We start from the raw sequence: 11,280 nt of genomic DNA, 5'->3' as shown, positions 1-11,280 counted from the left end.
AGGAGGTGCTCTTCTTCTATCTCGCTGTCTGCTTCGGTAGCTTCCACACCCTTCCCAAGCAGACACTTTCACTCAAACCCGATGTGATCGACTGAGCATAGTTCTCTTCTACTCCGATCCGGTCGAAGGGGTCCGAACGAGACTAATCGATTTTGAGGCTCATTATCTTTGTTCTATGCCCATAGAATTACTTCAAGAGGATAGAAGGTGGATAGGGCTTGTTCACTCTTCGAAGGGTCAATACTTGTACTATATGCTACTCTGTGAAGTAGAGAGCAGTTTGAGAGTGAGACAAGGGAATTAGGACTCATAGAATAGAACGCTCTTAGAGAGTTGTCTAGTTGCTTTGTGTTGAAGTAGAACAATACCAGAACAATCTGAGGAGAAAGAATCAATTAAGATCGACAAAAAATTGAAGAAATGTATTCAAATAGTGAAGAGTTAAAATTAGCAATTAGATCTTTCACAGATCTAATGAAAGGAATACAAGATTAGGAGCAGAAAGTCGGGTCTGTATCTTACTACAATTACCGGCTTGATTTACAAACAAGATTATGAGAAAGGGATTTGCCCCCGACTAAGCTAGTCAAATAATCAGATAGACAATTCCGGCTTACAGATTATGTCTTATTCGGTGTTATGGTATACCTTGCTGTATACGTTCTATATGATTCAGAGTATACAGAATACGTCGTATTAGAATTAGTAATATAGATCTAGTTTTAGAGAAAGAGGAAAGAAGGGAGAAAAACTTTTATTATTTTTGTAAAGAGGGTAGATGAGAGATAGATACTTAATTAATAAGATAGTATAGTAGATCAATCATAGACATGGATAGTACAGATATAAAAGAGATAGGACAAATTACTCTATATTTTCTAGTTTTAATGCTTATTCTCTCTTTAATCTATAGATCTATTGCTCCTAATGGACTATTTAACGACATATTACAACCAATCCCACTTGTTCTACTTGTTATTATAGTTATGGTATACTCCAGATATGGACCAGATGGATTTTAGAATATAGTTTGGATCCTAGCAGCCAAAGGCGCGAGCAACGCAAGGAGCGGAGCTTGCGGAGCGATTGAGTAGCGCAGCGCCGGTTAGTTTACATACCCTTCAGTTGATCGCAGAGTTATTTCTCTCACTCAATACGATGGAAACCCTTGCTCCCAACCTAGAAATCAATTCTAAGGTAGGGTATTATAACTCAATACCGTTCTATGAAATCTTCTATGAGTCGAAGGGTAAACATCATCTATACGATTCCAAGGTTAATTTTGTGTGTTATAACAAACTATAGCATTCAGAATCTCTTCACATAGTTATTTAATTGACCAATATTCAGTTAGCTGTTCAGCTAAATGAGTAGAGCGTTCATCAATTGTTTCATCATTCCATTCATCGTAATCACAAATTTCTTTAGTAGTTTCAATCCCAGAATTTTTGTATGCTTTTTTCTTAGCATCTAACCCTTCTCTCTCCTCAATACCACTATGCTCCTCTGGAATAAGCAGAGTTAGGTTTCCGATTTTATTCTTTCTCTCATCAAATTCTTCCTGTGAATGATTTCGTTTCCATCGTGCATATTCTGGTTTCTCAAAGGTGTTCGCTCTTGTGGCGTAGATTGTTGGTGAGTCATAGCACCGTTTTGAGGATGGTTTTGAGTGCTTCTTTCCCCGGTTTTCGGAACACTTTACGCCGGAGCTGAAACGCTCGAAGATACGGTGTGAGTCTGTCTTTAGAGACGCCTCGATGCGGCGAGAGCCACCGTCGCGCCAGCGACGCGTGGCTCTCGCAGGTGTTGACGTGAACGTCTCCATCAACGTACTCACCGTCGCCGTGGACGACGTATTCACGAGTGAATGTGTCGTCCTCGTCAAGCGGTTTGTACGCCCGAAAGCCGTCAGTGTAGACGGCCAACGACTCCTGCTGGCGGTCGGCCAGCAGGAGTCGAATTCGTGATTCGGTCGCGGCTTTCGCCGGGATCACGTGCCGTTCACCGGTGGCGCGATCTGCGAGAACAAACACAGGAGGCTTGTCCTCAGCGAATGTTCCACGTCCGCGCGTGGATAGGCCACGCGAGCGCGACGGCTGGTCGCGCTCGCGGCCCTTGAGACCCGCTTTCACGTAGAATTCGTCGATCTCAATTGGGCCTTCAAGCTGTAGCCGAGGCGCGTCCAGCGCTCGCAAGAAGCGCTGGACACGCCGATAGATCGTCTTGTAGGAAACGTCGATTTCGACGCCTAACTGCCTGAGACTCGTGTTGAAGCGGATGTACGTGTAGACAGTGAGAAACCATTTTCTGAGCGCCACCGCAGAGTGTTCGAAGACCGTGCCGGTTTGATCATTGAACGTGCGGTCGCAATCCTCACAGAGATACCGCTGAAACACCCGATAGCTGCCGTACCGAATCACAGATTCGCCACGGCAGCGTGGGCAATAGACGCCGTTACGCCAGCGAATCTGTGCCAGCAGATTCGCGGCCCGACGCTCCGAGACGAACGTCTTCAATGGGAACATTGTTCGTCGGGTGACGCGTTCGCGTCACCCTTGCCCGCTGTGACTTCCAGCTACTGCTGAGAAGTGACCAACAATCGCTTACCCAAGAGCGAAGGTGTTTTTCGGAGTTATATGCTCTAGATCAAGTCTGTTCAAATCAATCCAGAATGGGTCACTTCGTCGGGATTCCTCTATACTAATTAAGTACAATACAGTTCTAAATTGAAAACGGCCTCCTACAGATACACTATTCGCTCGAAGATTCTCAACGATTTGTGGATCAGAGGGTGTGTATGTATCTATGGTAGATCGAAGCGCATCTCTAATTTCGGTGTGGTCATTTGTGTCTATAATTTCCGAAGCCGCGCTATAAATTGCATCACGTATACTATTATGATCTGAATCAGCCAACCTCAACCGCATACCGATCGTAGCTGCCAATTTAAAATCATTCTTTAGAAGCTCTTGTTGCCTTCTCTTTTTCAGCTCAAACTCCTCTTCGTATTTTTTATATATTGCCATAGATAGGATTTCTGAATGGTTTGAGGTACAGTTAAGATATTGTAATTGCCTCTCAATCTCTCTATTGAAGTTCCGAGGATTAACGTCATATCTGCTGCTGCTCAGGTCATATAAGTGCATTTCCACATTATTTTCAAACCACTCAACAAACTCACGAACGTCGCCGTAGCTATTTAATACACGTTCAAAGTTTTCATAGAGATCTGCTTTTTTTTATTCGAGTTTGTGTTTCTACTTCTGAGTTTGCTAAAATATGCGCCATTGGTCGTCGCACTCGTATATCTTCTCTACGGAATCTTGGACCGCTCAATTCTTCCTTTAGATCTTTGTATATTTCTTCCCATCGATGGATAACGTGCTTTTCTTCACGCTCATCATCTAACTTTTTCGCAGCCCCGTGGATTCGAGATTTGGCCAATACAATTGGACTAACCTCTTTTCCTCTTGCGTTCTGTGTTTGGAAAATTGGATAGGCGAAAGCAGGATCTTCCACAGTAGTTTCAACTACGCTGAGATTGTTGAATACCTTTGATAACGTCTCTTCTATCTCATCCTCATCTAATTGAGATAGCTTCTGCTGATAGAAATTATACGCGTCTTTTATTTTCCCTTCAGCATTTTCAGCATTCCCATTCCAAAGGGATTCATAGCTTCTATTAGCATTATCTTCGTATAGGTGAAGACGACGTTTGTTTGCATCTCCGCCTTCAGATCGGTTAAGAATATCAGTTATTCTGTGATCATTCTCTTTCTGAAAACTTTCTGAGTCTCTTATTGCTATTGTGAGAATGGAGATAGTAGCCATTCGCTGCTGACCGTCAACTATCTCATATTCATCAGAATAAGTTCCTTCTTTGAGGAGAATAATATTACCAAGAAAATGCTTCTCAACCTGTCCACCTATTCTCTCTAAGTCCAACCAGAGGTCATTAAACTCCTTATCTGACCATTCATATCCTCTTTGATAGGCTGGAACTTCAAATTTTGCTGTGGACCGACCGAATAAATCTCTGACTAGCTGAAACCTCGCATCCATACGTTACTACTTCACATAGTGATAAACAAGTGTTACGATTACTGGATTTCTACAGAGGCTGTTATAGAAAAGTTCACATACTCCGACACCTTCATAGGTTCAACAAGACAGGGTATGAAAAGGATTTCTGAAGCTCTTACTCTATGTCTTCTTCAAGAAGAATTAGAAGATAGCCATCATTTGAGTGTTAAAAAGAAGTAGGTTATTTTGTGTGAGTAAAATCTAGAATCGATTTACACTATATTCGTGTTCCATGTATTCCCCGGCTTCTACTTCTCCCGCTTGTGACCAAATACCGTTTGGTGCCCAGATACATTCCCCATATGCTTGTTCATAACCGGGTATTTGATCTTCCTCCCAAAGTGTGACACTAATAGCATTCCAACTATCTTCTTCTGTTGCTGTACATACAGCTTTTTTACCGAGAGAAATAAGTTCAGAATCATCATAACTGTCCCCTTCTTCGAATATACGAACATCAAACTCAAATCGTCTAGTGTCACCTATAGAAATGTCACGGGCACTAATAGGTTCATTCTCAATAATATCCTCTTTAGAAGGACATTCGAAAATATATACTTCACCTCCAATTTGTTCATCATCTTCAGTATGATATGAATATTCGTATATATTACTATTTCCGTCTGCTAAATTAGGATAGAAATCAACAATTCGACTATCTTCACCACCTAATGATATTTCATCATCTGTCTGTGTTACCTCCTCTACTCTAAATTCTACAGTTTGTGTATCCCTCTGCTCACCCGTATTTTGTACTTCCATAGAAAAATCTACATTTGGATTCTGTGGATGATAGTTAATATATCCGCTTTCACCAACACTCTGAATCTCAAAATTTGGAGGATCTGGTTCAGGCTCTGGTTCAGGGTCGGATTCCTGATTTTCTTCTTCTGGTTCTTCTTCTGATTGTTTATTGTCTGTTTCGCCACTACACCCTGCTAATGCTATCAGACCGCCAGAGATCGCTAGGTACTTTCTTCGGTTCATGTCGTGCCAATTCAACACATGGATTTTTAAATGTTAGCCATATAATAAAATCTAAAACCCTATAATAATCCTACTAACAGGGATTAGAGCGACTGATAGTTGAGAATAGCGAGATATCTCAGTATCAAAAACGGATAGATTAAGAATATGATCCTGTAGTATCAAGGGGTTTAAATTGCTATATTCTTAGGAATTGGATAGTCCATGAAGATCAATATTAGTCTTAGATACTGAATTATAGAGGTAAAGGACTTGTATCTATCAAAATCTCTGCTATGATGATTTTAATATTGGTCCGACGTGAGAGGCGGCTATCTCTATGGACCCTATTCTACGATTTACTTCTAACACTCATCGAGAAGCCATAGTATCCATCAATCACAGAACGATAGGTATTAGGAACCATTATATAATTTTGAAAGAATAGCATGATTAAGGCCTATCTCTCTTTCTTCATGCGATTTTGTCCATTCAGGGTATATCGATTCTCCCGGATCACTTCTTACGGTTCTCTAATCCTGTAATTATATATGCTCAGTATAACGTTCTGAATAAAATCCGGTCTATCTACGTCGTCCGCAGGTGCCCCTGCTTCGGCTCGTACACTTCGCCCTTCGTCCGGAGCTTCTCGATCTCCGCTTCGGCCTTCCCCGGGTCCATCCCGATCTCGCCCGCACGATCCAGGACCTCGTCGACGGGCGCGCCCTCCTCGTACTCCTCCTCGATGTCCGCGATGAGCCCCTTGATGTTCTTGATCCGGTCGCGCTGGCTCTTCGAGGTCCCCGTCTCGACCACGTCGGCGTCGAACTGGCCCGTCTCCGGGTCGACGCCGATGTCCTTGAGACACGACTCGACGATGTCGGTCGCGCGGTCGGCGTCCTCGCGTTCGACCGTGTCCGAGAGCCGGACCCGTGCGCTCGCCTCCGAGAGCCGCACCATCGCCTCGAGCTTCCGGGCGGTGACGGGGACGGGCGCGTCCTCGTCGGCACCCTTCGAGCGGAGGTCGACGTAGAACTCCTCGATGAGTTCCTTGGCCTCCTCCGTCATGGTCGGGTAACAGGAGCGTTTCGCGTGTGCGACGTACTTCCTGAGCAGCTCGGCGTCGATCGCCGGGGCGACCTCCTGGGTGACCTCCGCGACCTGGTCCGAGGTGAACTCCGACGTCGCGAGCTCCTCGCGCTGGGTGTTGAGCTCGCCCGCGTAGTTCGTCTTGATGATGTGTTTCGCCAGCCGCGAGTCGTGTTCGGGGTCCGGACTGTCCGTCACCGTGAAGATCAGGTCGAACCGCGAGATGAGCGCGGGTTCGAGATCGATCTGCTCGCCGATCGGCTCGTACTGGTCGAACCGGCCGTACTTGGGGTTCGCCGCGCCGAGCAGCGAACACCGGGCCTTGAGCGTCGCGTTGATGCCCGCCTTCGACACCGAGATCTTCTGCTGTTCGAGCCCCTCGTGCATGGCGGAGCGGTCCGACGAGTTATGGACGACGAGTCCGTTCGCGATGAAGTTGTGCGTCTCGTCGACCGTCAAGTCGTACACTTTCGGCTGCCGTCCGTCCTCGATCCGGGCGAGGATCGACCGCAGTTCCTTTTCGACGGTTTCCACTTCGCTTAGGACCGCCTCCCGGAGGTCGGCGAGTCGGTCCGTTTCTACGGTACCGGACAGCCACCGAGAGATGGTCGCCTGATCCACACCGAGCAACGACGCGACATCGGCTTGGCTGACGCCGTACTCGTCGAGCGCCGCTGCCAGTTCGTCCCGCGTTTTACCGACCGGACCACCTTCGAGGAGGTCGCGTGCGCGTCGTTCGACCGTCTCGACTGGACCGCCGATGACGTCCGCGAGCCGCTGTCGAAGCACTTCCCGGCGGTGTTCGGTCGATTCCGGCGGGATCGTCTCGACCGACTCGACCCGTCGCCATTTCACGTCCCCACGGACGAACGCTCTCAGGCCATCGAGGTCTGTCTCAGCGACCGCGGCGAGGACGTCCCGAAGCCGGTCCGCAACGGTTCGGCGAACGTCGTCGCTTTCGCCCCACTCACGGGAGATCTGCTGTTGTGACAACGCCGTCCCCTCGGCGAGTTCGGACTGAGCGACGTGGTACCGATCGCGTATCTCGCCGAGCGTTTTCCACGTCGGCTCTCCGTCGAGCACGCGACGGTCCTCGATCGCTGCCTCCAGTCTGTCCTCGAACGCGGAGAGCACCCGTTCGGCGCGGTGGAGCGACAGGTTCGCGGTCCCGTTCTCGAAGTCGTGATACGTGCCGGCGTTGAGTCCGCACTCGCTCTGATACAGTCGGAGCGAATCGCGACACCTCTCGAGCACGTCGTCGACCTCCGGGATCACGTCGAGGATCGTACGGTCGCCGTCGGCGGAATCGACGATACGGTCGAGTGCTTCGGCCTTTCGAGTGGCGGTGAAGCCGATGAGCCGGCGGAATGCCGCGAGCGAGTCCGCGTCGGTCACCGTAAGGTAGTACACGTCCCGACCGTCGTCGCGGGCGCGACGCTGCATCTGGCTCGACACGCCGAACTGTAGGAGGAGGTTCCGTGTCCCTCGCAGCAGGTCCCGACTCGCGGACGCAACCCGAACGTTACCCACCGACTCGTCGACGTGTCCCTCGCTGTCGGCCAGCGCGCGGACGAACGCGGCCTTCGCCACACGGTTCCCCGTTGACACCGCGGTCGGGAAACACTTTCCGTCGTATCGTCCGAGGTTCATCCCGGCGTCGAGGACGGCGTCGGCGTGCCGTTTTCCGTGGACACGAACGGTCTCGACGCCTCCGTCCCGCTTCTCGCTCGGCGGCCGAGCCGGCTCCGTGCCGAACGCCCCTTGTGCCGCCCGCTCGAAGTCGGCCAGGAGTTCCTCATCGGTGTTCGTGAACCGAACGCCGTACACCCCCTCGTCACGGTCGTAGTAGACGTTGCCATCGCCGGAGAGGTAGCCGAGGACGCTCGCCATCGTGTCGTCGATCCCGCCGTCGGCAGCCGCGGACGCGCCGCCGGCGTCGCCGCCGGCCGCCGCTACCGCTCCACCGCCGTCCGTTGCTTTGGTCGGGATCTCACGGGGGACGTATACCCAGTCGCCGTCGTCGAGCGCGGCCGCCTCTCGCTCGACGCGCTCCCCGTCGTCGAGGACGAAGAACGGGTGATCGGCCGTCGCCGTCAGCGACTCTCCGGTCTCCATCGTCACCCGAGTCAGCTCCGACGGCGCGTCGTACTCGTGGACGGAACACACGGGACGCTCGACGAGCCTCCCGTCGTCGTCCATCGACCAGACGTCGAGGTCGACGTCACGGATGCGGCGACCGTTCGAGAGATCCTCGATCTCGCCGTCCTCGGCGGCCTTCCGTACCAGCTCGTCGATCCGCTCCACGCGGCCGTCAGCGAGCGTGACCAGCGTGTCACCCGTTACGCAGTCCATCTTGTCAAGTTCGTCGACAGCGGCGATCCCCTTGTCGGCGAGGACGAGCGCGCCGGCCTCGAGTGACCACTGCTGGCCGTCACCGAAGTCGTCGCGTACCGCAGCGGCGGTGTTGTGCGTCACGAGTCCGTTTCCGAGGAAGTTGTGGGTGTCCGGGACCGTGAGGTCGAACACCTCCTTTTCACCCGTGTTCCCGGCGGCGACGACTTCGTCCCAGACGAGATCGGCTTCGGCGACCTCTGCTACCGTGGAGCCGACATCGCCGAGATCGAGTTCATCGACGATCGAGAGTGCGCGCTCGCGGCTCGGGTCGTCTCCCCGGTTCAGGTTCTGCCAGTACGGACCCGCACCACCGTCAGTCCGTGCGAGTACGTCACCGATCGGGAGGTGTTCTCCGCGTCGAGGGGAGTCGCGGACGACCTTGTCCAGCGCGGTCGATTTCGCTACCGAACGGAATCCGATCCGGTCTGCAAAGGCGTCGAGCTCCTTGCCGTAGATCGCGAGGTGCGTCTGGATCGATGTCGACCTGATCTCGTGACCGTCCGCTCGCTCGTAGGTCCCGCGCCGGTCACGCTCACGCGTTCGTGAACGGATACCGTACGTCTCTAACATCAGCTGGACCTGTTCAGCCAGGTCCCGACAGACGGTCGAGAACTGAACGCTGGATCCCCCGTCGTTCCGTCCGCACACTGACCCGTCGGCGTCGAACAGCCCTTGCAGGAACGCGTCGGTGTGTTCGGCCGTCGTGAGTCGAGGATCGAGGGAGACGTCGTCTTTGGGCGATTCGACGCCCACGTTGCTGAAGAATCGGGCGACGGTCGCGCTGTGGAGGCGAATGCAGGGAACGCGATCGTCCTGATACTCGATATCGACCGACTTGTCGAACTTCGCCTCGATGACGTCCGCGGCGTGCTCCAGCAGCTCTTCGTCGGAGTTCGAGATGCGGACGTGACCGCGATTTCCCCCGCGACGGGAAACCATCACGTCGCCGTCGCCGAAGACGAGCCCGATCAGATACATGAGATCCGCGTCGAAGGCGCCGGGGATCGCGACACTCTCTCCGTGACGGAGCATCGCACGCTCGACGTCGATATCGTCGATATCGGCATCGATCGCGTTCAGAACGGTGTCGAGTTTTTCGAGCGGTACGTGGCGATTCGAGAGGGTGTCGTAGACGAAGTCCTCCGTAAGATCGAGTTCGGCGGCGGCGTCCCGCAGCGTCTCGAACTCCTCTCGGAGCCGCGTCCGGAGGAATTCGATCGATTCCGTAGTGGGTTTGATCTTCTCCTTGGTGAACTCGACGTATTCCCGGACCGACGGAGAGGTACGCTCAACGTCAGCGTACTTCGGGACTGCCACGTGGTCGCCGGCGTCGACGTCCGATATCTCGCGCCATTCGATTCCGTCTCCGTTACAGACGAGAACGGGGGTGTTGATCGACGCTTCGAGGTCCTTGCCGTGTGCGGTTTCGATCCTGCGGCACGGTTTCTCTGGCATGCGCCAGACGTGAGAACTCCTGGCGAGCTCCACCGTCCCGGTCTTTCGATCGAACGTGTAGAGGTCGTGATCCGCCTCGACGGACGTCTCCGTAGCCACCGGTCTCGGGTGGTGTTCACTCACCAGGTCCCGTATCGGAACGAAGCCGTCCGCAGTATGGATCTTCGTGTCACCCGTAACGCAAAGACCCGCAGCAGATGATCCTTTCCCAGAGGTATATACTGATCTTGGAGCAATATTTTCTACATAACTGATCATCTGACTTTTTCCAGTTCCCGGATCACCGATAAGAAGCATATGCAGGTCCCCCCGGATCCGCGAGCCGTCGGGTAGGTGCTTCGTCACGCCGGAGAAGAGCTGGAGGATCATCGCGAGCTTCTCCTCCTCGTAGCCGTAGATGGCGGGCGCGATGGAGTCGACCATCGCGTCGTAGATGTCGTCGCGGTTCGAGAGCTCGATGATCTCCCGGCGGTCCGCGTCGGTGATGTCCATGTCCTCGAACTCCTCGTCCTCGATGGCGATGGAGACGCCGTCCATGTAGAGGTCGAAGATGGCGGACTTCTCGTTGCCCTGCTCGACCTGCTCGATGTGGAGGACGCCGACGCAGGTGACGTGGTCGCCGGGGCTCACCTCGCCGGTGATGTCGTCGACGATGTCGACGTCGAGCGACTGGGGCGTCTCGCCGCCGCGGAGCCCCTCGGGCGACTCCTGGATCCGGAGCTTCTGGGAGTCGATGAACTCGGACTGGTCGAAGTTGACGCGGAAGGGACCCTGTCGTTCACACCCCTGGCACTCGTGGGGCTCCTGGAACCCGCCGTCGCTCTGGGGGATGTACGTCATCGTCCCGCAGCGCTGGCACTCGAAGGCCGCCTCCGTCACCTTGGGGCGGACGTCGGTCGCCTTGCGGACGATCCCTTGGACGGAGACGAGCTTGCCGATGTGGTCGTCGTGGACGCGGATCTCGCGGATGTCGATGTTTTCGGGAAGGTTCCGGAGTCGTACGTGTGCGCGCCCGAGGCTGACGTCCGCGGGGAGGTCGTACAGCCGCAGCGCCTCCTCGGCGTACTCGCGCATCTGGTCGGGCTTCGTGAGGAAGTCCTCGGCGAGGTCGCGGTCGAACTGGAAGAGGTCGTCGTACTCGACGTACAGGGAGCGCTGTTCGTTGGGGTACTTCTGTGCGAGGCTGCCTATCTCCTCGCGGTAGTAGTTCCGGTAGAACTGGATGAACCGTTCGGTGAGGTCCTGATTCCCGGCCTGAGCCATTACGGCACCCCTTGGTCGGCATCACGTATG

6 protein-coding genes are annotated in these 11,280 nt (G+C 53.0%); all 6 read right to left on the bottom strand.

All coding sequences use genetic code 11. From position 1 onward, the window contains the following. Nucleotides 1-1,327 precede the first annotated feature (1,327 nt). Nucleotides 1,328-1,630: an HNH endonuclease family protein gene (locus tag EAO78_RS18745; RefSeq protein WP_394337602.1), complete on the bottom strand. Its 303-nt coding sequence runs from the start codon at nt 1,628-1,630 to the stop codon at nt 1,328-1,330. Nucleotides 1,631-1,640: 10 nt separating this feature from the next. Beyond that, entirely contained in the window at nt 1,641-2,525 is an 885-nt protein-coding gene (locus tag EAO78_RS13755; protein WP_122106403.1) for an IS1595 family transposase, read from the bottom strand. Between the two features lie 78 nt (nt 2,526-2,603). Further along, nucleotides 2,604-3,026, bottom strand: coding sequence for a hypothetical protein (locus tag EAO78_RS17735; protein ID WP_136516512.1), 423 nt, complete (start codon nt 3,024-3,026; stop codon nt 2,604-2,606). Nucleotides 3,027-3,219: 193 nt separating this feature from the next. Continuing rightward, nucleotides 3,220-4,062: a DUF262 domain-containing protein gene (locus EAO78_RS13750; RefSeq protein ID WP_122106402.1), complete on the bottom strand. Its 843-nt coding sequence runs from the start codon at nt 4,060-4,062 to the stop codon at nt 3,220-3,222. 222 nt (nt 4,063-4,284) lie between these two features. Further along, nucleotides 4,285-5,070, bottom strand: a complete 786-nt coding sequence (locus EAO78_RS17730) for a hypothetical protein (protein ID WP_136516511.1) — start codon at nt 5,068-5,070, stop codon at nt 4,285-4,287. Nucleotides 5,071-5,637: 567 nt separating this feature from the next. Next, entirely contained in the window at nt 5,638-11,250 is a 5,613-nt protein-coding gene (locus tag EAO78_RS13735) for an LAGLIDADG family homing endonuclease (RefSeq protein WP_122106399.1), read from the bottom strand. Between the last annotated feature and the right edge of the window lie 30 nt (nt 11,251-11,280).

It is taken from the genome of Halobellus captivus (assembly GCF_003697845.1).
Lineage (GTDB): Archaea > Halobacteriota > Halobacteria > Halobacteriales > Haloferacaceae > Halorubrum > Halorubrum glutamatedens.
The sequence above is the reverse complement of the archived record's forward strand: the minus strand, read 5'-3'. Positions and strand labels throughout refer to the sequence as shown.

What these genes read in the sequence shown, in the direction of transcription:
- EAO78_RS13755 (WP_122106403.1), bottom strand. Translation starts at nt 2,525, where the DNA reads ATGTTCCCATTGAAGACGTTCGTCTCGGAGCGTCGGGCCGCGAATCTG.
- EAO78_RS17735 (WP_136516512.1), bottom strand. Translation starts at nt 3,026, where the DNA reads ATGGCAATATATAAAAAATACGAAGAGGAGTTTGAGCTGAAAAAGAGA.
- EAO78_RS13750 (WP_122106402.1), bottom strand. Translation starts at nt 4,062, where the DNA reads ATGGATGCGAGGTTTCAGCTAGTCAGAGATTTATTCGGTCGGTCCACA.
- EAO78_RS17730 (WP_136516511.1), bottom strand. Translation starts at nt 5,070, where the DNA reads ATGAACCGAAGAAAGTACCTAGCGATCTCTGGCGGTCTGATAGCATTA.
- EAO78_RS13735 (WP_122106399.1), bottom strand. Translation starts at nt 11,250, where the DNA reads ATGGCTCAGGCCGGGAATCAGGACCTCACCGAACGGTTCATCCAGTTC.